The organism is Saccharopolyspora flava, from assembly GCF_900116135.1.
GTDB classification, from domain to species: Bacteria; Actinomycetota; Actinomycetes; order Mycobacteriales; family Pseudonocardiaceae; genus Saccharopolyspora; species Saccharopolyspora flava.
Map to the genome: position 1 here is coordinate 1,384,900 of NZ_FOZX01000001.1, position 20,086 is coordinate 1,404,985.

22 protein-coding genes are annotated in these 20,086 nt (G+C 71.2%); 5 read left to right on the forward strand and 17 right to left on the reverse strand.

The features are described from left to right. Positions 1–39: 39 nt before the first annotated feature. The 10 genes from BM424_RS06370 to BM424_RS06415 all read right to left on the reverse strand — a co-directional run bounded on the left by BM424_RS06370 (position 40) and on the right by BM424_RS06415 (position 11,673). Complete coding sequence (locus BM424_RS06370; RefSeq protein ID WP_093414362.1) at positions 40–1,185, reverse strand: hypothetical protein; 1,146 nt, start codon at positions 1,183–1,185, stop codon at positions 40–42. After that, positions 1,182–2,273, reverse strand: coding sequence for a Ppx/GppA family phosphatase (locus BM424_RS06375; protein ID WP_093414729.1), 1,092 nt, complete (start codon positions 2,271–2,273; stop codon positions 1,182–1,184). The genes BM424_RS06370 and BM424_RS06375 overlap by 4 nt, the downstream gene beginning before the upstream one ends. Positions 2,274–2,426: 153 nt before the next feature. After that, positions 2,427–3,107, reverse strand: coding sequence for a response regulator transcription factor (locus BM424_RS06380; protein WP_093414364.1), 681 nt, complete (start codon positions 3,105–3,107; stop codon positions 2,427–2,429). Then, positions 3,104–4,351 (reverse strand): sensor histidine kinase, encoded by a 1,248-nt coding sequence (locus BM424_RS06385; protein ID WP_245775629.1) that lies wholly within the window; start codon positions 4,349–4,351, stop codon positions 3,104–3,106. Before BM424_RS06385 ends, BM424_RS06380 begins: the two co-directional genes overlap by 4 nt. Before the next feature lie 256 nt (positions 4,352–4,607). Beyond that, positions 4,608–5,351 (reverse strand): phosphoglyceromutase, encoded by a 744-nt coding sequence (locus BM424_RS06390; RefSeq protein WP_093414367.1) that lies wholly within the window; start codon positions 5,349–5,351, stop codon positions 4,608–4,610. A 626-nt stretch (positions 5,352–5,977) separates the two neighbouring features. Continuing rightward, the gene (locus BM424_RS06395) at positions 5,978–6,463 is read right to left on the reverse strand and encodes a type III secretion system chaperone family protein (RefSeq protein ID WP_093414369.1); all 486 of its coding nucleotides are present in this window, start codon (positions 6,461–6,463) and stop codon (positions 5,978–5,980) included. Further along, entirely contained in the window at positions 6,460–7,755 is a 1,296-nt protein-coding gene (mshA, locus tag BM424_RS06400) for a D-inositol-3-phosphate glycosyltransferase (protein ID WP_093414370.1), read from the reverse strand. Before mshA ends, BM424_RS06395 begins: the two co-directional genes overlap by 4 nt. A gap of 253 nt (positions 7,756–8,008) precedes the next feature. Beyond that, positions 8,009–9,148, reverse strand: coding sequence for a L,D-transpeptidase (locus BM424_RS06405; protein WP_093414372.1), 1,140 nt, complete (start codon positions 9,146–9,148; stop codon positions 8,009–8,011). Positions 9,149–9,426: 278 nt separating this feature from the next. Beyond that, positions 9,427–10,455 carry a S1 family peptidase gene (locus BM424_RS06410; protein WP_245775631.1) on the reverse strand — a complete coding sequence of 343 codons (1,029 nt, stop codon included), beginning with the start codon at positions 10,453–10,455 and terminating at the stop codon, positions 9,427–9,429. A gap of 54 nt (positions 10,456–10,509) precedes the next feature. Continuing rightward, the gene (locus BM424_RS06415; RefSeq protein WP_093414375.1) at positions 10,510–11,673 is read right to left on the reverse strand and encodes a UDP-N-acetylmuramate dehydrogenase; all 1,164 of its coding nucleotides are present in this window, start codon (positions 11,671–11,673) and stop codon (positions 10,510–10,512) included. Between BM424_RS06415 and BM424_RS06420 the strand changes: the two genes are divergently transcribed. The 4 genes from BM424_RS06420 (at position 11,660) to purU (ending at position 14,802) form a co-directional block, all read left to right on the forward strand. Further along, positions 11,660–12,178, forward strand: coding sequence for a DUF2505 domain-containing protein (locus BM424_RS06420; protein ID WP_093414377.1), 519 nt, complete (start codon positions 11,660–11,662; stop codon positions 12,176–12,178). The genes BM424_RS06415 and BM424_RS06420 overlap by 14 nt on opposite strands. A gap of 6 nt (positions 12,179–12,184) precedes the next feature. Next, positions 12,185–13,039, forward strand: a complete 855-nt coding sequence (locus BM424_RS06425) for a class I SAM-dependent methyltransferase (RefSeq protein ID WP_093414379.1) — start codon at positions 12,185–12,187, stop codon at positions 13,037–13,039. A gap of 132 nt (positions 13,040–13,171) precedes the next feature. Continuing rightward, positions 13,172–13,897: a maleylpyruvate isomerase family mycothiol-dependent enzyme gene (locus BM424_RS06430; protein WP_093414380.1), complete on the forward strand. Its 726-nt coding sequence runs from the start codon at positions 13,172–13,174 to the stop codon at positions 13,895–13,897. A 32-nt stretch (positions 13,898–13,929) separates the two neighbouring features. Further along, entirely contained in the window at positions 13,930–14,802 is an 873-nt protein-coding gene (gene purU / locus BM424_RS06435; protein WP_093414382.1) for a formyltetrahydrofolate deformylase, read from the forward strand. A 114-nt stretch (positions 14,803–14,916) separates the two neighbouring features. Here the strand turns inward: purU and BM424_RS06440 are convergent, their stop codons facing one another. The 6 genes from BM424_RS06440 to BM424_RS06465 form a co-directional block, all read right to left on the reverse strand. After that, positions 14,917–15,465, reverse strand: a complete 549-nt coding sequence (locus tag BM424_RS06440) for a YbaK/EbsC family protein (protein WP_093414383.1) — start codon at positions 15,463–15,465, stop codon at positions 14,917–14,919. Positions 15,466–15,483: 18 nt separating this feature from the next. Continuing rightward, a complete protein-coding gene (locus tag BM424_RS06445) occupies positions 15,484–16,224 on the reverse strand; it encodes an alpha/beta fold hydrolase (RefSeq protein ID WP_093414385.1) in 741 nt (246 codons plus the stop codon). Next, the gene (locus BM424_RS06450; protein ID WP_093414386.1) at positions 16,224–16,508 is read right to left on the reverse strand and encodes a DUF2516 family protein; all 285 of its coding nucleotides are present in this window, start codon (positions 16,506–16,508) and stop codon (positions 16,224–16,226) included. Before BM424_RS06450 ends, BM424_RS06445 begins: the two co-directional genes overlap by 1 nt. Before the next feature lie 115 nt (positions 16,509–16,623). After that, complete coding sequence (locus BM424_RS06455) at positions 16,624–17,286, reverse strand: hypothetical protein (RefSeq protein WP_093414388.1); 663 nt, start codon at positions 17,284–17,286, stop codon at positions 16,624–16,626. A gap of 6 nt (positions 17,287–17,292) precedes the next feature. Next, complete coding sequence (locus BM424_RS06460) at positions 17,293–17,703, reverse strand: helix-turn-helix domain-containing protein (RefSeq protein WP_093414389.1); 411 nt, start codon at positions 17,701–17,703, stop codon at positions 17,293–17,295. Positions 17,704–17,796: 93 nt separating this feature from the next. After that, on the reverse strand, positions 17,797–18,177 hold the full coding sequence (locus BM424_RS06465) for a VOC family protein (RefSeq protein WP_093414391.1): 381 nt from the start codon (positions 18,175–18,177) through the stop codon (positions 17,797–17,799). Between the two features lie 92 nt (positions 18,178–18,269). Here BM424_RS06465 and BM424_RS06470 point away from each other — a divergent pair, with 92 nt between their 5' ends. Continuing rightward, on the forward strand, positions 18,270–18,815 hold the full coding sequence (locus BM424_RS06470) for a CGNR zinc finger domain-containing protein (protein WP_093414392.1): 546 nt from the start codon (positions 18,270–18,272) through the stop codon (positions 18,813–18,815). A 9-nt stretch (positions 18,816–18,824) separates the two neighbouring features. On the opposite strand, the gene BM424_RS06475 is transcribed toward BM424_RS06470, so the two are convergent. Further along, the gene (locus tag BM424_RS06475) at positions 18,825–20,033 is read right to left on the reverse strand and encodes a DUF445 domain-containing protein (RefSeq protein ID WP_093414394.1); all 1,209 of its coding nucleotides are present in this window, start codon (positions 20,031–20,033) and stop codon (positions 18,825–18,827) included. Positions 20,034–20,086: the final 53 nt, after the last annotated feature.

Consider the following 20,086-nt stretch of genomic DNA (forward strand, 5'->3'; position numbering starts at 1 on the left):
GACGTTCACATCACCTGTCCGAGCCAACACCGCGACCTCTCACTGGTTGATCAACAGCAGCGCTGCGGGCGACACCGTGCAGAACAGGCCCACCAGCACCGAGAGCAGGATGGTCTGCAGATCGTTGGTGCGGAAGAACTTCCACGCAACGAGCACCAAAAGGCCGGTGAACACCAGTGCGGCGCCGAACGCGGCGATCGTCGCGTTGATCCACAACCAGCGGAAGCCGACCCACACGGCACCGCCGCCGACCAGGCCGAGGACGCCCTGCAGCGCGAGCGTGCCCCACTCCTTGCCCGCCGACGGCGGCCGATCGCCCTCGTCCGGGTCGTAGTCGTCGTCGAGCCCTGCGGGCGCCGAGCGGTCGTAGTCCTCGTCGTAGGCCTGGTCGTACGGCTCGTCGTAGGCCTGCTGGTCGTACGGCTGCTGGTCGTAGCCGCCCTCGGCGAGGCTCTGGTCGTCGAAGTCGAACGGGTCGGGCTCCGGCTCGGCCTGCGCCGGGTAGGCCCCGACGCCACCGTCGATGCGCGGGATCTGCTCGGTGAAGGACTCCGGCAGCTGCGGCGGCCCGGCGGGCGGGACCGGCGGTCCCGCGGGTCCGGCGGCCGGGCCCGCGCCCGGGGGCGGCGTCGGCAGCGCGGGCTGGCGGATCGTCGCCTCGGCGTCGTTGCTCGGCGCCGAGGGCGCCGGTGGCCCGGAGGCGACCGCGTTGCCCGCGCTGCTGAAGCGCTGCGCCCAATAACCGGCGCTGCCGGGCGGCGGGTCCGCCGGGGTCTCGGGCGCCTGCTGCGGCGCGGCCGGAGGCGCCTGCGGAGGCTGCTGCGCCGCGGGCGGCGGGGTCTGCGGCGCCTGTGTCGGCTGCGGGGGCTGAGCGGCCTGGGGCTGAGGCGGCTGAGAGGGCTGCGGCTGAGCGGGCTGAGCTTGCGCGGGCTGGGCCGGCGGCGTCTGCGGCGGCTGCCCGCCGTGCCTGCGGCCGGCCGGGGGTTCCTCGTCCGGGTTGACCGGGCGCATCTTGCCGCTGTCCGACAGGACCCGGTTGATGATCTCCTGAGGCGCGGTCTCGGTCGGGTCCTCGGCCTTCCTGCGGCGGCGCCGGGAACTCTTGTCGGAGCTGCCGCCGTACTCGGCCAGCAGCTCTGCCACGGTGCGTTGGGTGGGCTGGTCCGCCCCGCTGTCCCGACTCATCGCTCCCACCGTGCCCCGTGCCGCGGTTGCAGTCCAGTTCCGTCCACCGGTGCCTCGGTTTCATTCCGTGTCGGGCCGGACGCACTCTCCTGCGCCGGCACGAGCCCGCCCGTGCCCCCCGCACGCACCGGAACGCCGCTCTTGAACGCAGTGTGACTATCTCCGTTGGTGTGGTCCAGCCGCCGAAGGATGACTCCCTCGCGCAGCGCCCACGGGCAGATGTCGAGTTCGGTGACTCCCAGGGCTTTCATCGCGGCTTCGGCGACCAGCGCGCCGCCGACCAGCTGGTGCGACCGGGCCGAACTCACACCGTCGAGTGAAGCCAGGTCGTTCGAGGACATGCGGGTGATGAACGACAGCAGCTGCCGCAACCCCGTGTCGGTGAGCTTGCGCGGCACCCGCTGACCCGCCGAGGACGGCGCGGCGCCGGTCAGCCGGGCCAGCGAGCGGAACGTCTTGGACGTGGCCACCACGCGGTCCGGGCGGGCGAGCTTGCGGAACTTCTTCGCGGTCGGCGCCAGCTGGCCCTCGAGCCACTCGCGGACCTTCTTGACCTCGTCCTGCTTCGGCGGGTCGTGCAGCATGGTGCGGCTCATCCGGCCCGCGCCCAGCGGCAGCGAGACCGCGAGGTCGGGCTGCTCGTCGATGCCCAGCGCCATCTCCAGCGAGCCGCCGCCGATGTCGAGCAGCAGCAGGTTGCCCGCCGACCAGCCGTACCAGCGGCGGGCGGCGAGGAAGGTGTAGCGGGCCTCGTCCTCGCCCGGCAGCACCTCCAGCTCCACGCCGGTCTCGTCGCGAAGCCGGCCCAGGACCTCCACGGCGTTGTCGGCGTCGCGGATCGCCGAGGTCGCGAAGGCCATCAGCTCTTCGCAGCCGGCCGCCACCGCCGCTTCCTGAGCGTCGGCGATCGTCCGGATCAACGCGTCCGCGTCGTCGTCGGCGAGCCGGCCGTCGTGCGCGCCGATCCGCTCGGCGAGCCGCAGGACGGTCTTCTCCGATGTCATCGGGGTCGGATGCGCACCGCGGTGCGCGTCCACCACGAGCAGGTGGACGGTGTTGGATCCGACGTCGAGGACCCCTAGGCGCATGACCGACAAATTACCGGCCGCACACGTCCCCGGGCGGCAGGTGGGCGGGAAACTGCGTCCCGGAACACTCCCGCCGCGCCCGCCACCAGGTCATCGGGGCCTGCCACCAGGTCGGCGGCCCGACGCGGGTGAGACCGATCGCACCCGGCCGGTTCAGGCCTCGAACTTGTAGCCAAGACCACGCACGGTGATCAGGAAGCGCGGGTCCGCCGGATCCGGCTCGACCTTCGAGCGGAGCCGCTTGACGTGCACGTCGAGGGTCTTGGTGTCGCCGACGTAGTCCGCGCCCCAGACCCGGTCGATGAGCTGCGCTCGGGTGAGCACCCGGCCGACGTTGCGCAGCAGGTACTCCAGCAGGTCGAACTCCTTGAGCGGCAGGTTCACGTCCTCGCCCTCGACGGTGACCACGTGCCGCTCGACGTCCATCCGCACCGGTCCGGCCGCCAGCACCTGCGGCTGCAACTCCTCGGCCTCGCCGCGGCGGCGCAGCACCGCCCGCACCCGGGCGATGAGCTCGCGCGCCGAGTAGGGCTTGGTGACGTAGTCGTCGGCGCCCAGCTCCAGGCCCACGACCTTGTCGATCTCGCTGTCGCGCGCGGTCACCATGATCACCGGGACCGCGGAGCGCTGCCGCAGCTGCTTGCACACGTCGGTGCCGCTCATCCCGGGCAGCATCAGGTCGAGCAGCACGATGTCCGCACCGTTGCGGTCGAACTCGTCGAGGGCATCGGTGCCGTTGGCCGCGACGGCGGCCGTGAAGCCCTCCTTGCGGAGCATGAAGGCAAGCGGGTCGGCGAAGGACTCCTCGTCCTCCACGATCAGCACTCTGGTCACCGGACTCCTCCCGTTTCGACGGTTGTCACGCCGTCCGCGCTTTCGGTGGTGGACCGCGCGGCAGGTGCCGCCCGATCGGGTTCGGTGGTCGGTTCGCCCGCGCTCTCGTCGTCGCTCTCACCGGCGCTGTGCCGGGGAACGCGGATGGTGAAGGTGGAGCCCGTTCCCGGCCTGCTCCACAGCTTCACCTCGCCGCCGTGGTTCGCGGCGACGTGCTTGACGATGGCCAGCCCCAAGCCGGTGCCGCCGGTGGCCCGCGAGCGCGCGGGGTCCACCCGGAAGAACCGCTCGAACACCCGCTCGTGGTGCTCGGGCTCGATGCCGATGCCGCGGTCGGTGACCGCGATCTCGACGAAGTCCTCCGACAACCGGCGGGAGATCGACACCGGGCTGCCGTGGGGGGAGTAGTTGACCGCGTTGGTGACCAGGTTCGTCAGGGCCGTGACCAGCAGCGCCCGGTCGCCCTCCAGCAGGTACCCGGACGGGCCGTCGACCGCGATCTCGATCCCGGCGGACTCGGCGGCCAGCCGGGACCGGCCCAGCGCCTCCTCGACCACCTCGTCGACCGAGACGGTGGTCAGCTCGGGCAGCCGCTCGGCGCCCTGCAGCCGGGACAGCGCGATCAGCTCCGAGACCAGCGTTCCCAGGCGGGTGGACTCGTGCAGGATCTTGGTGGAGAAGCGCTTGACCTCTTCGGCGTCGTCGGCGCTGTCCAGCAGCGCCTCGGCCAGCAGCGCCAGCGCGCCCACCGGGGTCTTGAGCTCGTGGCTGACGTTGGCCACGAAGTCGCGCCGGGTGGCCTCCAGGCGCACCGAGTCGGACTGGTCGGCGGCGTCGACGACGGCGAAGCCGTCCCCGAGCGGCCGGACGTCGCCGAGCACGGCGGCCGGGCCGCGGCCGGCCAGGGAGACGCGCCCGTCCAGCGGGCACAGGTCGACGGTCACCGGCTCACCGGTCCGCACGGCCTGCTCGGCGGCCTTCTGGGCGCGGGCGTCGGCGCGGTAGTCCTGGATGACGCCCAGCTCGGCGGCGCGCGGGTTGTGCAGCACCACGTCGCCGAAGCGGTTGAGCACGACGACGCCGTTGGTGCTGGTGTGCACCAGGCGCTGCAGGAGTTCGGCGACGGTGGGGCCCTGGGGCTTGGACGAGCGGTACGGTCGCGAGCCTCTGGCAACCAAGAATCCGCCGACCGCGCCCAGCAGGAGCGCGGCGATGATCAGGGCGGTCCAGCCCAATGCGGTCACGTCTGCATCGTAAGCAAGCGCGGGTGGGGAAAGGCCAGTCCACGAGGGCGTTCCGTGACGCCCGTGACACGAATCGGGCGCTTCTTCACCTGTGGTTCACCCCCTGATCGGAGCCGGTTCAGCTACCACCCGGACCTCGGTAGCGCTCCGTTCCCCGACTCGGCGACTTCTCGCCACCCGTCACCCACGTGAGCGACGAGCGGAGGGCACCTCGGGAACGTTCCGAGGTGCCCTCCGGGTGAAGCCGGTGCGGCGGTCAGCGGCCCTGGTTCGCCACGGCCGCGGCGGCCGAGGCGGCGGCCTCCGGGTCGAGGTAGGTGCCGCCCGGGTTGGTGGGCTTGAAGTTCTCGTCGAGGTCGTAGCGCAGCGGGATGCCGGTGGGGATGTTCAGCCCGGCGATCTCCTCGTCGGAGATCCCGTCCAGGTGCTTGACCAGCGCGCGCAGCGAGTTGCCGTGCGCGGCCACCAGCACCGTCTTCCCGGCCTTCAGGTCCGGCACGATCGCCGACTCCCAGTACGGCAGCAGCCGGGCCACGACGTCCTTGAGGCACTCGGTGCGCGGCATCTCCGCGCCCAGGTCGGCGTAGCGCGGGTCGGTGTCCTGGCTGAACTCGCTGCCGAGCTCGATCTCCGGCGGCGGGGTGTCGTAGGAGCGGCGCCAGAGCATGAACTGCTCCTCGCCGTAGGCCTCCAGCGTCTGCTTCTTGTTCTTGCCCTGCAGCGCGCCGTAGTGCCGCTCGTTGAGCCGCCAGTCGCGCTTCACCGGGATCCAGTGGCGGTCGGCGCCGTCGAGGGCGATGTTCGCCGTGGAGATCGCGCGCCGCAGCAGCGAGGTGTGCAGCACGTCCGGCAGCACGCCCGCCTCGCGCAGGAGCTCACCGCCGCGCTTGGCCTCGGCCTGGCCCTTGTCCGACAGCGGGACGTCCACCCAGCCGGTGAACAGGTTCTCGGCGTTCCACGTGCTCTCACCGTGCCGCAGCAGCACCAAAGTCGAAGTCATGGACCCAGGCTATCCGTCCCCCTCCGCAGGGCAGCGGGGTTGTGAGCTTCACCCGAGAGTTACGTGATCACCGCCCGGCTGTGACACGTCAGTGTCGGCCGTCACTTTCCGTGGAAGATGTGGCGCCTTCCACGCCGCGTGCTCTAGTTTCTTTGTCGAACATCACACGAATGGAGTAATGCGGCGGCCTTGTGGCAGCTACATAACTCTGCGAAGTTGACAACGCTCTCCTTGATCGGCTCCCACGCACTCCCCGATCTCGCGAGAGCGCGAGCGCGGTTCAGCTCCCCCAACGAACCGCGCCCCGCCGGGTTCAGGGTGCCCCCCGCCCTCCAAACCCGTCAGGCGGGACCACCGCGGTGGGGCGGCTCGAGCTCGTGACTCCCCCTCTCTCCCGAGCCGCCCCTCCCGGTCTCTTCTTGGGGGTCATCACCTTGCTTGGCGGTGCCAGTAGCGGAACCTGAGCGCCTTCGTGGACTCCGTGCGCCGCTCCTTGAGTATTCGAATACGCGGCGTCACGGCGTACTCGCCACGAAGGCGCTCAGAACCCGCGGCGGTGCCAGTGCCTTAGGTGGGGTAGTGAGAAAGCGCCTTCGGCGCTTGCCTGACGTGGGTTTCTTGGCGTTCTAGTCCTCTTGGTCCACCAGTTGCTTGAACGGCTGGAGGTTGGCGAGGGACTCTCCCCTGGACTCCCGCCAGGCCCATTCCCTTCTGATGGCTGTGGCGAAGCCGAGTTCGAGGAGGGTGTTGAAGTCGCCGTCGGCTGCTTCCAGGACCTGGCCGAGGATCCTGTCGAGCTCGTCCGGGGTGATGGCCTGGTGGCTGATGCGGCCCACCAGGTAGAGGTCGCCGGTCTTGTCGATCGTGTAGTGGACGCCGTAGAGCTTGGCGTTGCGGCGCAGCAGGTAGCGGTAGACGTTCTCGTGGTTCTCGTCCGGCTGCCTGCAGACGAAGGCCTCGATGAGCAGCGCGTGCTCGGCGACGATCAGCCAGCAGTTCGTCTGCAGCTTCTTCGTGCCCGGCAGCGTCACGAAGAAACGCCCCTCGCCCTTGTCCTGGTAGGCGAGCTCGTTGGCCTCCAGCGTGGACGTGATCACCTGTTCCGGGGTCACGCCGTCACCTCCTCGATCCGCAGGCTCCGGTTGAACGCCAGTTTCGCCTGCGCGTAGGTCTCCAGCAGGGACTCCGTCGTGCGCGCCCACGAGAACGTGCTCGCGTGCTCCCGCGCGCGGGCCGCCAGCCGGTGCCGCAGCTCCGGGTTCAGCAGCACCGAGCCCAGCGCGTCCGCCCACTGCCCGGTGCGATGCCCGTCCACCAGCACGCCCGACACGTCATCGGCCACCGCGACCGGCAGGCCGCCGACCGCGGCCGCCACCACCGGCGTGCCGCAGGCCTGCGCCTCCAGCGCGACCAGCCCGAACGACTCGTTGTGGCTGGGCACCCCCACCACGTCCGCGGCGCGGTACAGCCGCGCGAGATCCGCCCCGCCGCGCGGCGGCAGGAACCGCACCACGTCGTCCACGCCCAGGTCCACCGCCAGCTGCTGCAGGGCGCGGGGCCGCTCCAGGCCGCTGCCCGACGGCCCGCCGACCACCAGCACCACCAGGCGCTCGCGCAGCTCCGGACGACGTCGCAGCAGCTCGGCGGCCGCGCGCAGCAGCACGTCCGGGGCCTTCAACGGCTGGATCCGGCCGACGAACGCCAGCACCAGCGCGTCGGCCGGCACGCCCAGCTCCTCCCGCGCGGCCACCCCGTCGCCCGGGGAGAAGACCTCCAGGTCCACCCCCGGCGGGATGGTGGCCACCGCGTCCGGGTCGGCGTCGTAGCGGTCGATGAGATCGGTGGCCTCGAACTCGGTGTTGGCCACCAGCATGTCGGCCTGGTCGACGATCTGCTCCTCGCCCAGCACCCGCACCCGCGGTTCCGGCGAGTCGCCCTCGGCGAGGTTGGCGTTCTTGACCTTGGCCAGCGTGTGCGCGGTGTGCACCAGCGGCACGCCCCAGCGCTCCCGCGCCAGCCAGCCCACCTGGCCGGACAGCCAGTAGTGCGAGTGCACCAGGTCGTAGTGCCCCGGATCGTGCCGGGCCTCCACCCGCAGCGCGCCGGCGGCGAACGCGCACAGCTGCGAGGGGAGATCGTTCTTGTCCAGGCCCTCGAACGGGCCGGCCACCACGTTGCGGACCAGCACCCCCGGTGCCAGCTCCGCGATCGGCGGGATGTCGGAGGAGGTGGCGCGGGTGAAGATCTCCACCTCGGTGCCGAGCTCGGCGAGCCGCCGGGAGGTCTGGGCGATGTAGACGTTCATCCCGCCCGCGTCACCGGTGCCGGGCTGCTCCAGCGGGGAGGTGTGCAACGAGAAGACGGCGGCGCGGCGCGGCCGCATCCGTAAGGTCCTGGAAGTCATCTGCTGCCCATCGCAAGCCGGTGGGCCCGAGTTGTTCGGACCCGATCAACCCCGACACCGCACGCCGCCGAAACATTCCCGTCGACGCGCTGAAACCTCGGAGCCAACCCACGACGCTACCCCCGAGCGGCGGAACGACCCCCGCTCCGCCGCCCCTCGGTGGCTTCCATCACAGACCTTCGTCGAGCTCCCGCCGCGACGTCGTGGGGGTGGGGAAGTTTTCATGAAAACTTCCCCACCCCCACGACGGATCTCACAGAGCGGACTTGGACTTCCACTGGTCCCAGGTGAGGATCCAGTCGTAGACGTCGTAGCGCGGTTCCATCGAGCTCGCCGAGCCCGTGACCTCGACCGGGTCGCCCAGCAGGGCGCTGTCGTAGTAGGCCTTGGCGTCGGCGGCGCTGAGGTTGATGCAGCCGTGCGAGTTGTTCACCTTGCCCAGCGCGGCGGCGTTCTCCTGGTTCTCGTGGATGAACTCGCCGTGGTTGGAGAAGCGGGCCGCGAAGGTCTTGCGCACGTCGTGGTACCCGTAGCGCGGGTTGTCCATGATCTCGACGGGGTTCTTCTCCATCACGATGTACGTGCCGTTCGGGGTGTTGCGCCCCGGGTCGTACTCCTCGCCGTAGCTGGCCGGGTAGCTGGCGACCTGCTGGCCGTCGCGGATCACCACCATCTGGTGGGTGCCCACCGCGGCCTTGACGATCTGCGCGCGGCCGATGTTGAACTCGCTGGTCAGGTCGGCCAGTCCGTAGGCGCCGTTGCCGTAGGGCACGCCGTAGAGGTTCGCCTTGACGGTGACGTGCGTGTTGGCGGGCCAGTACTCCTTGGGCCGGTAGTCGACCTGCTTGTCCGACAGCCACGCCCACGAGCCCTCGACGGGGTTGGAGGCCTGCACGCTCAGCGCGCGCTCCGCCGCCGCCTTGTCCTTGACCGGCTCGTCGAACTTGACGCTGATCGGCATCGCGATGCCGACCTGGGCGTCGTCGGTCGGGTTGACCGTGGCCCGGATCGTCTTCTTCGGCTGCACCGTGCGGAAGGAGCCCTGCACCGGCGCCTTCTTGCCGTCGGCCCCGACGACCTGGCCGGACCAGGTGTACTCCTTGCCGTAGCCGAGCGCCTCGGTCGCCTGCCAGCTCTTGCCGTCGGCGGCCAGCTGACCGGCCACGGCCTTGCCGTCGGCGTTGGTCAGCTGGACGGACTCGAAGCGGCCCTTGTCCACGGCCGCCTTGATCGGAGCGGTCGGACTGACCTCAGCCGCACCCGTGCCCGGCTCGAAGTGGACCGCGGCGACAGGCGGAGCGGGCTGGGACTGCTCCTGCGGTTGCGCAGAACAGCTCGCGATCAGCAGGACGGCCGCCAACGCCCCCAACAACACGCGCCACGGCAGCCGCATCACACCACTCACTTTGGAAAAATCCTCTCTGAAATTAAGTCGATAAGTGGCAAAACGGTCACCGCCGGAAAAGCGAACGCGCTTCTCTCCAGCCGGCGGTTCTCCTCGCCCCCACCATTAAGACGCGCGACGGCGCGAAAAGATGTCCGGGAGGCTTGTGCATCGCATCACAACCGCCGAACGCCGCGCCACCTGCCCCCGAAAGGACGACATTCGGCGCGAAATGGCGTTCCGCGCGAATCCGAGCACAATTCGCCCGAACGACCGCCCGAACGGACTCAGACCCCGAGCGGCTGGAATCGCGGGTGCAGCCGGACGTCGAGTTCGGACAGGACGTCGCCGATCGGCGTCGCGTAACCGATCGCCCCGCCATCGGCCCCGGCCACGTGCAACCCCAGCAACCGGCCCGACGGGTCCACGACGGCCGCCCCGGCGTCACCCGGCCCGCAGAAGTGCGGGCGATCGGTGGTGATCCGGATCTGCTCGCGCAGCACCCGCACCCCCAGCGCCGCGCCGTGATCGACGCGGATCGTGGCGTCCACCGAGGTCACCACGCCGTCGGTGAGGCCGGTGCCGAACCCGTGCTTGCGGACCGGCTCACCCGGGTAGGCGCGCGCGTGACCGGTGACCGGCCCGAGCCTGCCGACCTCCGGCGACGCCGTCAGGCCGGGCACGACGCGGACCGCGGCGGCGTCGACCCGCCCCGACAGCGCGGCCCGGGCGAGCTCGGCGTGCACCCGCCCGCTCTCCGGCTCGGCCATCCGGTCGCCCACCGACCACGCGTCGTCCAGGCAGCCCACGTCGAAGGTGGTCAGCCCCATCGGCTCGGCGTCACCGGCCACCAGCACCCCGAGGGTGCCGATGCGGTGGAACTCGCCGTCCTCCAGCCGGACCGACCGGCACGGCGCCAGACCGCTGCCGCCGCGCACCGCGCGCAGCGGGCACCCGGGACCGCCGTCGTCGGAGCCGATCGTGCGGGCGGGCCACCACAGCGGCTCCTCCCAGGAGCGGTGGATGTGCTGCAGGACGGCCTGCTCCTCGACCACGTCGGTGGGGATGCCGAACAGCTCGGCGGGCACGCAGCCGTCCCGCCCGAGGACCTCGCGCGGCCGCTTGCGCGCGACCGACACGACGATGACCTGCTCGCGGAGGCGGCTGCCCGCGCGAGTCCGGCTGCCGATGTCGACGCCCGTGACCCCGGGCAGGTCCAGCAGCTGATCCTCGACGGCGCGCTTGATCGGACGGATGACCGCGCGGTCGCGAAGTTCCCTGATGCTCAGCATGGTGGCCCCCTCCACCTCTGCCATTTAACACACAGGGTTATCTATTAGTCACTAAGAGTCACCTGGATGGCCGCTGGATCAGACCGCGCAATCGACCATCACGGGCTCGGGAACGAGGGTCACCCCGAAGGCCTCGCGGACGCCGTCGCGCACCTCGCGGGCCAGTTCCAGCAGGTCCGCGGTGGTGGCGCCGCCGCGGTTGGTCAGCGCCAGGGTGTGCTTGCCCGACAGCGCCACCCGGCCGCCCGGGCCCTGATGCCCCTTGGCGAAACCGGCGCGCTCGATCAGCCACGCCGCCGACAGCTTCCCGCCGCCCTCGGCCGGGTACTGCGGGATCCGCTGGTCCGGGCCCACCTTCTCCGCGATGCGCTCCAGCGCGGCCGGCAGCTCCGCCTCGGGCAGGATCGGGTTGGTGAAGAACGAGCCCGCGCTCCAGGTGTCGTGGTCGGCCGGGTCGAGCACCATGCCCTTGCCGCGCCGCAGCCCCAGCACCACCTCCCGCGCCTTCGCCGCGTCGACCCGCTCCCCGGGCTCCACGCCCAGGGTGCGGGCGAGCTCGGCGTAGCGGATCGGCGCCGACAGGCCGCTGTCGTGCAGCCGGAACCGGGCGCGCAGCACCACGGCCTCGTCGCTGTGCTTGAGGACGCTGGTGCGGTAGCGCAGGCCCAGGTCGGCGGCCTGCACGGTCCGCACCCGGCCGGTGCGGCGGTCCAGCAGGTCCACCGAGACCAGCAGCTCCGCGACCTCCACGCCGTAGGCGCCGACGTTCTGCACAGGCGTCGCCCCGGCCAGGCCGGGGATGCCCGACAGGCACTCCAGCCCGCCCAGGCCTTGCGCGACCGAGTCGGCGACCACGTCGTCCCAGTCCTCGCCCGCCTCGGCGGTGAGCTGCACGAACCCGTCGCCGAGGTTGTCGTACTCGCGGCCCTTCGTCGCGATGCGGACCGCGTGCCCGTCGAAGCCCTCGTCGGCGATGACCAGGTTCGACCCGCCGCCGAGCACCAGCAGCCGGTGCCCGCCGCCGTCGGCCGCGCGGACCGCATCGACCAGCTCGTTCTCGCTGGTGGCGACCACGAGGCCGGTCGCCGGGCCGCCGAGTCGCAGGGTGGTGAACTCGGCCAGCGGCGACCCACCGCCCGGCTTCTCACCAGGCAGGGCAGTGTCGTCGCGCACTTCTTCGGCACCGGACGTAGAGGCACTCACGACTGCCAAAGGTAACCTCCGCTGCATGGCACGCCGCATCGAGCACCGCAGCACCTCCGAACGGCCCGCCGCGGAGGTGTACCGGGCGCTGATCGACTCCGACTACCTCGCGGCCCGGCTCGAGGAGCTCGGCGGCTCCACCGCGACCCTGCTGCAGCACGTCAACACCGACGACGGGGCCCGCTTCCAGACCCGCCAGGGCGTCCCGGCCGACAAGCTCCCGTCGCTGGCCCGCACGGTCGTCGGCGGCGACCTGCTCATCGACCGCAGCGAGTCCTGGCGGCGCGAGGAGGACGGCCACTACACCGGCGAGATCGCGGCCGAGATCGCCGGCGCCCCCTGCTCGATCACCGGCTCGATGTGGCTGCGCGACCTCGTCGAGCCCACCGGGACCGCGGTCAGCGAGCTCGTCGTGGAGGGCTCGGTCAAGGTCACCGTCCCGTTCGTCGGCGGCAAGCTCGAAGACCTCGTCGTCGACCAGGTGCAGAAGATGCTGGTCGAGGAGGACCACTTCACCGCCTCCTGGCTGGCCTCCCGCGGCTGAGCCGCGATGAACGTCCCGAAGAAGCGCAACCCCCGGCTCGCCGCCGGGCGCGCCCGGGCGATGGGGATGCCGACGCGCGGCACCACCAACCCCAACCGGCTGCGCCGCATCGACCGCTGGATCGCCGCCACCCCGTGGGTGGCCCGCGCGGTCCGCACCGCCGAGGAACCCGTGGTCATCGACCTCGGCTACGGCGCCACCCCCACCACCACCGTCGAGCTCGCGCAGCGGCTCGCCGGGCTGCACCCGCGGCTACGGGTCGTCGGCCTGGAGATCGACCCGGAGCGAGTGGCGGCGGGCAAGGCCGTCGCCGACCCGCCGCGGCTGGAGTTCCGGCGCGGCGGGTTCGAGCTCGCCGGGCTCGCCGCCGGGATCCGCGACTTCCCCGGTCCCGCGCTGATCCGCGCGCTCAACGTGCTGCGCCAGTACACCGAGCCGGAGGCGTGGAAGGCGTGGGACGAGCTGTGCTCGCGGCTCGCCCCGCGCGGGCTGCTGGTGGAAGGCACCTGCGACGAGATCGGCCGGCGCTGCTGCTGGGTGACCCTCAGCCGTGAAGGCCCGCGCACGCTCACCCTCGCCTGCCTGCCCTCGGGCATCGACAAGCCGTCCGACCTGGCCGAGCGGCTGCCGAAGACGCTGATCCACCGCAACGTGCCCGGCGAGCCGATCCACGCGCTGCTCGGCGAGCTCGACTCGTGCTGGGCGACGGCCGCCCCGCTGGCCACCTTCGGCCCCCGCGCCCGCTGGGCCCACACCGCCCGCCTGCTCGCCGAGCGGTGGCCGGTCCTCGACCGCCACCCCCGCTGGCGGCTCGGCGAGATCACCGTCCCCTGGACCTCCGTCGCCCCCGACCTCGGGTGACGACAGTTCTCATGAAAACCGCACCACCCCGGGGAGTCCGTGGGTGGGGAAGTTTTCATGAAAACTGCGCGCCCACGAACACGTCGGGACCAGACGTTTCCCCCAGGGCGGGGTAACGCCTTTAATGGGGGAATGGATCGCGACTTCCACCTCAAGGCGTTTCAGGAGCAGGCGGACGCTTTCCGGCGTGCGGTCCTGCAAGCCGGTCCCGACGCCCCGGTGTCGACCTGCCCGGGCTGGGACGTCCGGCGGATGACCGGGCACCTCGCGCGCGTCTACGCGCGGGTGCGGGCGTCGCTGCGGTCGGGGCCCGGCGACGCGCGCCCTGACGTCCCCGACGCGCCCGCGGATTTCGACGCGCTGCTGTCCTGGTGGGACGAACTCCGCGCCGAGGTCGTCTCGGATCTGTCCACGATGGACCCCGACCGCCGGGTGTGGGCGTTCTTCGCCGACGCGACCCCGACCGGCTGGGCCCGGCGGGTCGCGCACGAGACCGCGATCCACCGGCTCGACGCCGAGATCGCCCTCGGGCAGGCGCACGACCTGGTCTTCGACCCGGAGCTGGCGGCCGACGGCATCGACGAGATGCTCACCGTCCTGCTGCCGCTGGGCGACTGGAGCTCCGCCGGGCACGACGGCACCGTGCTCTACCACGCGGCCGACGCGGGCCGGGCCTGGCTGGTGACCTACCGCCCCGGCGAACGCCCCGAGACCGGAGCTCCCACCGGCGCCGGGCTGGAGACGGGCGCGACCGTCGCGGGCACCGCCGACGCGGTGTACCGCCGCGTGTGGGGACGGCCGAGTTCCGCTTCGATCACCGGTGACGCCGCGCTGGCCGGCGTGGCGGCCGGACGCTGAAGGAACCCACCCCACCTGCGACAATCTTGCTCGTGAGCTCTTCCGAACGTCGCTTCGTCATCACCCTCGGCTGCCCGGACCGGACCGGGATCGTCGCCGCCGTGTCCGGCTTCCTCGCCGAGCACGGCGGATGGATCGTCGAAGCCGGTCACCACACCGACACCACGACCGGCTGGTTCTTCACCCGGCAGGAGGTGCGCGCGGACTCGCTGCCGTTCGGCATCGAGGAGCTGCGCGAGCGCTTCGGCGCCGTCGCGGGCGAGCTCAGCGACCGGGCCGAGTGGCGGATCTGGGACACCTCCGAGCGCCGCCGCGTGGTGGTGCTGGTGTCCAAGGAGGCCCACTGCCTGCACGACCTGCTCGGCCGGGTCGGTTCCGGGGAGCTGGACGTGGAGCTGTGCGCGGTGATCGGCAACCACCCGGAGCTGGGGCCGATCACCGAGGCGCACGGCATCCCGTTCCACCACGTGCCGTTCAGCAAGGACCCGGAGGGCAAGGCCGCGGCGTTCGAGCAGGTCCGGGAGCTGGCCGAGCAGCACGACCCGGACGCGATCGTGCTCGCCCGGTTCATGCAGGTGCTGCCGCCGGAGCTGTGCGAGCGGTGGGCGGGCAAGGCGATCAACATCCACCACAGCTTCCTGCCATCGTTCGCCGGTGCCCGGCCGTACCACCAGGCCTACGAGCGGGGTGTGAAGCTGATCGGCGCGACCTGCCACTACGTGACGGCCGAGCTGGACGCGGGTCCGATCATCGAGCAGGGCGTGATCCGCATCGATCACACCGACGACGTGGCGGACATGGTCCGCAAGGGACGCGACATCGAGAAGATGGTGCTCGCCCGCGGTCTCCGCTCCCACGTCGAGGACCGAGTCCTGGTCCACGGCAAGCGCACCGTTGTGTTCTGACCGTCGTCAGTGGACAGTTTTAGCCATAATCACCCATGATCAATGTCCGTTTTACCCGGACAATTATGGCTAAAACTGTCCCCTGGTGACGCACGCGCCCCTCGGGACCACCGCTCAGCGGGCGAGGTCTTCGAGGACTTCGGATCCGGGGAGACGGGTGAGGACGTCGGCCGGGGTGATGATCTTGCTGCGGCGGAGGCCGCTGCCGACCACGACCGCGCCGGCCTCGACCACGCGGGGGTCGACGAGGATCGGCCAGTCCTCCGGGAGGCCGAACGGGGTGATGCCGCCGTACTCCATGCCGGTCAGCTCCACCGCCTCGTCCATCGGGGCGAAGGACGCCTTGCGGACGTCCAGGCGGCGCTTGACCACGCCGTTGACGTCGGCGCGGGTGGTGGCCAGCACGACGCAGGCCGCGCGGCGGACCTCGCCGGCCCGCTTGCCCGCGACCACCACGCAGTTCGCCGAGAGCTCCAGCGGCGAGCCGTACTTCTCGCAGAACGCGGCGGTGTCGGCCAGGTCCGGGTCGATCTCGGTGGCACCGATCCGGTCGTCACCGAGCGCGCGCACGGACTCGGCGACCGGGTCGGCGAGCAGGTCGAGGCGCTCCAGCGCCGTCGTGACTTCCAGCGTTCCCGCCGCCGCGGACCAATCGAAACCCATGGCCGCACGATAGAACGCTCAGCGCAGGAATCCCGTCAGCAGGTCCCGCAGCAGCTTGCGGTGGGTGAGCATCGGCGCCTGCGATTCCAGCAGTTCCAGCCGGGCGTCGCCGAACGCGGCGGCGGTGGCCTTCGCCGCCGAGGCGGGGTGCATCGGATCGCTGGTGGCGCCGATGACCAGGACCTCGGCCGAGGCCCGCGCCAGCGCGCTCGCGTCGGGGACCGGCACCTGCTCGGGCAGCTCGTGCAGCGCTTCGGCGAGCCGGGACAGCGCGTGCGCCCGCTGTTCGAGGTGATCGCCGACCTCGACGCCGGGCGGGATCTCGGCGGCCAGCGCCTCCCGCAGGCTCGCGCCGTCGTCGTCGGCGCTGATCGCGGCGGCGAGCCGCTCGTAGGCCCAGGCCGCGGCGGGCTCGCGGGGCCGGTCCAGCGCGGCCGGGAGCAGCAGCGCCAGGCGCTGGAAGCGATCGGGGTGCTCGGCGGCGATGCGGGTCAGCGCGCCCGCCCCGAGCGAGACGCCGACGGCCTGCGTCGCACCGACCTCGTCGGCGACGGCGAGCACGTCGGCGGCCACGGAGGCGTAGTTCCAGTACCCGGCCGGGGCGTCGGGCGCGGAGCCGTGCCCGGGCAGGGTGAGCACGACCCGGGTGCCGCGCAGGCCGGACGCGGGGATGCGCGCCTCGCCCTCGGTCGCGCCGAGTCCGTGCGCGACCAGCGTCACCGGCGTGCCGGAGCCCAGCACGCGCCAGCGGGCGCGCACTACCAGGACCGTCCCTGGACTTCCTTCACCTTCGGCCGCACGTCGACGATGTAGACCAGCGACGCGACCAGACCGGCGATCCAGATGATCCCGTAGGGCCCGCGCGTGTCGACGATCAGCAGCAGCGCGGCGGCGCCGGTGATCCCCAGCCAGGCCAGCTTGTTCAACTTGTCCGCGGCCGTGAAGGCATCCGCGCGCTGCAGCGCGGCGTGCACGAACGCGAACACACCGACCGGGATGCACACGATCCAGATGACCGTCAGGATCCACCAGTACAGCGGCATTCCGCTCGAAAAACCCACGTGCCCACCTTACGTGCCGGGCGCCTCCGAGGGCACCCGCCTCCGATGACGAGCGGTCCCGGCACCCGAGGGGTGCCGGGACCGGTGCTCGCGGTGATCAGTTGTTGTCGCCGGTCTTGGCGGTGGTGGACTTCTTGGCGGTGGTCGTCTTGGCCGCCGTCGTCTTGGTGGCCGTGGCCTTGGCCGGCGCGGTCTTGGTGGCGGCCGGCTTCTCGGCGGCGGGCTTGGCGGTCTCCGCCTTGGGCTCCTCGGCCTTCTTCACCTCGGCCTCGTCGGCCTCGGTCTTGTCGGCCTGCGGCTGCTCGTCGTCCTTGGTGAAGGTGCGGGTGACCTTGCCGAGCACGTCGTCGGCCAGGCCGCGCACGTCGCCGACGGTGTCCTCGACCTTGCCCTGAGCGGTGCCGACCTGCTCGCGGACCTTCTTCACCTGCGCGGAGTCCTGCAGCTTCTTGAAGGTCTCCTCGCCGTGCTCGGAGAGCTGCTCGTAGAACTTCTTGGCCGACTCGCCGTAGGTCTCCAGCTGCTTGCGGACCTCGGACGGGTCGAGCTTGGCCTTGAACTCGCTGAAGTCCTTGGGCAGCTCGGACCGGGCGAACTCGGTGCGCTCGGCGACCTGGCTGCGGAACTTGCCGACGGCGTCGAGCACGGCCTGCGCGGCGAGGTCACCGGCGCCGAGCGCCGCCAGCAGCGGGGTCCGGGCCTGGTCGACGCCTTCCTTGAAGGCCTTGTTGACGTCTTCGGTCTTGGGGAAAGCCGGCATCGCGGTTCACTCCTCGGGTTGGTGGGTGTCCCCATCGCTGTCCCCGTCGGCGTCTTGCTCTCGCCGGAACGAGGAGTAGATGTCCAGAAGCACTTGTTTCTGCCGCTCGCTGAGCTCCGGATCGGCGAGGATCGCGTCGATCACGGGGCCGGACTCGCGGCTTTCCAGGATTCCGGCCTGCACGTAGAGCGCCTCGGCGGAGATCCGCAGCCCTTTGGCGATCTGCTGGAGGATCTCCGCGCTCGGCTTGCGCAGCCCGCGTTCCACCTGGCTCAGATACGGGTTGGACACGCCGGCGAGCTTCGCCAGCTGCCGCAACGAGATCTGGGCGTTGTTGCGTTGGGTCCGGATGTAGCCACCGAGGTCGCTGACCGCCTGGTTCACGGCCTTGGGGACGGCTTTGTCCATGCGTTCCATCGGGCACCTCTCCGGTTCGACACCCACCATAACCTCGAGTGCTAGCTCTTGCAAGCACCCAGCTAACACCTTGGTGGCACTCGGCCGGAAACCCTACTGACAGGCGCACACGCAGAACGGATGACCTTCGGGATCGGCGTAGACGCGAAAGCTCGCGTCGAGCTGGTCGGGCGGCTGCGGCAGCTGGACCGCCCCGGCGGTGATCGCCCGCTCGTGCCCCTCGTCGAGCGTGTCCACGCGAACGTCGAGGTGCGCCATCTGCGGGACCTCCGAGCTCGGCCAGGTCGAGGGCCGGTGGTGCGGGTCGAGCTGGAAGGCCAGCGGGGCGCCGCCGGAGGGATCGGCGAGCTCGACCCACCGGTCGCCGGACTCCTCCTCGTCGATCCGCCAGCCCAGCAGCCGCCCGTAGAACTCGGCGAGGCGGCGCGGGTCCGCGCAGTCGATCGCGAACGCCGCGAGCTTCAAGGCACTCATCGCACTTCTCCTCAGCTGTGTCGGAGCTAACTAACCACCAATCAGCAGAATGAGGGTTACAGGGGTCGGCCGCAACCCCCTACTGGCTTACGATGGTGTCCGTGAACAGCAGAGCTGTCGCTCCGGAAGTGGACCGTGCGTCTGTGCTGGAGGCGGTCGGACTCGACTTCGACCACGACATCGAGCTAGTCCTGGCCTTCCTCAACACCTGCGACGCCGAGAAGGGCACCGAAGTCCTCGACGATCACGCCCAATGGCAGCGGTGGTGCACCGAACGCGGCCTGGTCGTGGTTCCCGAAGTCGAAGCGGCCCGCGAGATCCGCGACACCATGCGGTCGTCGGTGGCCTGCGGAACCCGCCCCACCGGCCTGGCGAACACGACGTGGCCCGTGCAGGTGCAGCTGCGCAACGGCATCCCCTCGCTGGTCGGGGTGGACGCGCTGGGCAGCGTGCTCGTCGCCGCCACCCGGCTCGTGCACACCGAGCACTGGGAACGCATCAAGATCTGCCCGGCCGAGGACTGCCTGTGGGCGTTCTACGACCGCTCCCGCAACAGATCCCGCACCTGGTGCTCGATGCGGGTCTGCGGGAACCGGGAGAAGGCGCGCTCCTGGCGGGAGAGACACACCCCCGCCTAGGGCGCGGAACTAGATCAGCAGCTCCGAGATCGCGTAGATCGCCAGGCCGGCCAGGGCGCCGACGACGGTGCCGTTGATGCGGATGAACTGCAGGTCCCTGCCGACCTGCAGCTCGATCTTGCGCGAGGTCTCCTGCGCGTCCCAGCGCTCCACCGTGTCGGTGATCAGCGTGGTCAGCTCGTCCCGGTAGTTCGACACGACGTAGGTCGCGGCGCCCTCCAGCCAGCCGTCGACCTTCTCCCGCAGCTCGGGCTCGGCGTGCAGCCGGGCGCCGAGCGAGCGGAGGCCGTCGCGGACCCGCACGCGCAGCTCGCTGGACGGGTCCTCGGCGGCGTCGAGCAGCATCTTCTTGGCGGTGCCCCAGGCCGACGACACCAGGTTCTGCACCTCCGGGTGCTCCAGCACCTGGTGCTTGATCTGCTCGGCCTTGGCCATCGTCTTCTCGTCGTGCTGCAGGTCGTGGGCGAACTCGACCAGGAAGCGGTCCACGGCCTGGCGCATCGGGTGCTCGGAATCGGTGCGCACCGCCCACGCGAACGACAGGACCTCGGCGTAGATCTTGTCCGCGAGCATCGCGTCGACGAACTTCGGCGACCACGAGGGCGCGCGCTGGCTGACCACCCGCAGCACCGTCTCGTGGTTGTCGCGCACCCAGTCGTAGGCGCGGTCGCAGACCAGGTCCACCAGCTTGTGGTGCGAACCGTCGCTGAACACCTGGCCCAGGATGCGGCCCAGCGGCGGGCCCCACTGCTGGTCGACGAGCTTGCGCACCACCCCGTGCTCGATGATCGCCTGCACGTCGTCGTCGCGGAGCACCCGCACTGCGCCCCGCACCGCCGTGGCCAGCTCCGAGGTGACCCGCTCGGCGTGCTCGTCGTCGTCGAGCCAGAGCCCGATGCGGCGGCTGATCCCGGCGCTGCGCAGCTTGTCGCGCACCACGTCCTCGGCGAGGAAGTTCGTGCCGACGAAGTCGCCGAGGCTGCGGCCGATGGTGTCCTTGCGGGTCGGGATGATCGCCGTGTGCGGGATCGGCAGGCCCAGCGGTCGCCGGAACAGGGCCGTGACCGCGAACCAGTCGGCCAGCGCACCGACCATGCCCGCTTCCGCCGCGGCCCGGACGTAGCCCACCCACGCCCCGGCCCCGGCGTTCTCCTGCCACCGCGCGAAGAAGTAGACCGCCGTCGCCACCAGCAGGAACGCGGTGGCCACGGCCTTCATCCGCCGCAGGCTCCGGCGCTTGTCCGAGTCGGGGACCGTCGTGGGGTGCACTC

Bases quoted from the DNA above. Each gene is read 5' to 3' on its own strand.
- BM424_RS06370 (WP_093414362.1), bottom strand. From the start codon at position 1,185: ATGAGTCGGGACAGCGGGGCGGACCAGCCCACCCAACGCACCGTGGCA.
- BM424_RS06375 (WP_093414729.1), bottom strand. From the start codon at position 2,273: ATGCGCCTAGGGGTCCTCGACGTCGGATCCAACACCGTCCACCTGCTC.
- BM424_RS06390 (WP_093414367.1), bottom strand. From the start codon at position 5,351: ATGACTTCGACTTTGGTGCTGCTGCGGCACGGTGAGAGCACGTGGAAC.
- mshA (WP_093414370.1), bottom strand. From the start codon at position 7,755: ATGACTTCCAGGACCTTACGGATGCGGCCGCGCCGCGCCGCCGTCTTC.
- BM424_RS06405 (WP_093414372.1), bottom strand. From the start codon at position 9,148: ATGCGGCTGCCGTGGCGCGTGTTGTTGGGGGCGTTGGCGGCCGTCCTG.
- BM424_RS06410 (WP_245775631.1), bottom strand. From the start codon at position 10,455: ATGGCAGAGGTGGAGGGGGCCACCATGCTGAGCATCAGGGAACTTCGC.
- BM424_RS06420 (WP_093414377.1), top strand. From the start codon at position 11,660: ATGGCACGCCGCATCGAGCACCGCAGCACCTCCGAACGGCCCGCCGCG.
- BM424_RS06415 (WP_093414375.1), bottom strand. From the start codon at position 11,673: ATGCGGCGTGCCATGCAGCGGAGGTTACCTTTGGCAGTCGTGAGTGCC.
- BM424_RS06425 (WP_093414379.1), top strand. From the start codon at position 12,185: ATGAACGTCCCGAAGAAGCGCAACCCCCGGCTCGCCGCCGGGCGCGCC.
- BM424_RS06430 (WP_093414380.1), top strand. From the start codon at position 13,172: ATGGATCGCGACTTCCACCTCAAGGCGTTTCAGGAGCAGGCGGACGCT.
- BM424_RS06440 (WP_093414383.1), bottom strand. From the start codon at position 15,465: ATGGGTTTCGATTGGTCCGCGGCGGCGGGAACGCTGGAAGTCACGACG.
- BM424_RS06450 (WP_093414386.1), bottom strand. From the start codon at position 16,508: ATGCCGCTGTACTGGTGGATCCTGACGGTCATCTGGATCGTGTGCATC.
- BM424_RS06455 (WP_093414388.1), bottom strand. From the start codon at position 17,286: ATGCCGGCTTTCCCCAAGACCGAAGACGTCAACAAGGCCTTCAAGGAA.
- BM424_RS06460 (WP_093414389.1), bottom strand. From the start codon at position 17,703: ATGGAACGCATGGACAAAGCCGTCCCCAAGGCCGTGAACCAGGCGGTC.
- BM424_RS06465 (WP_093414391.1), bottom strand. From the start codon at position 18,177: ATGAGTGCCTTGAAGCTCGCGGCGTTCGCGATCGACTGCGCGGACCCG.
- BM424_RS06470 (WP_093414392.1), top strand. From the start codon at position 18,270: ATGGTGTCCGTGAACAGCAGAGCTGTCGCTCCGGAAGTGGACCGTGCG.
- BM424_RS06475 (WP_093414394.1), bottom strand. From the start codon at position 20,033: ATGAAGGCCGTGGCCACCGCGTTCCTGCTGGTGGCGACGGCGGTCTAC.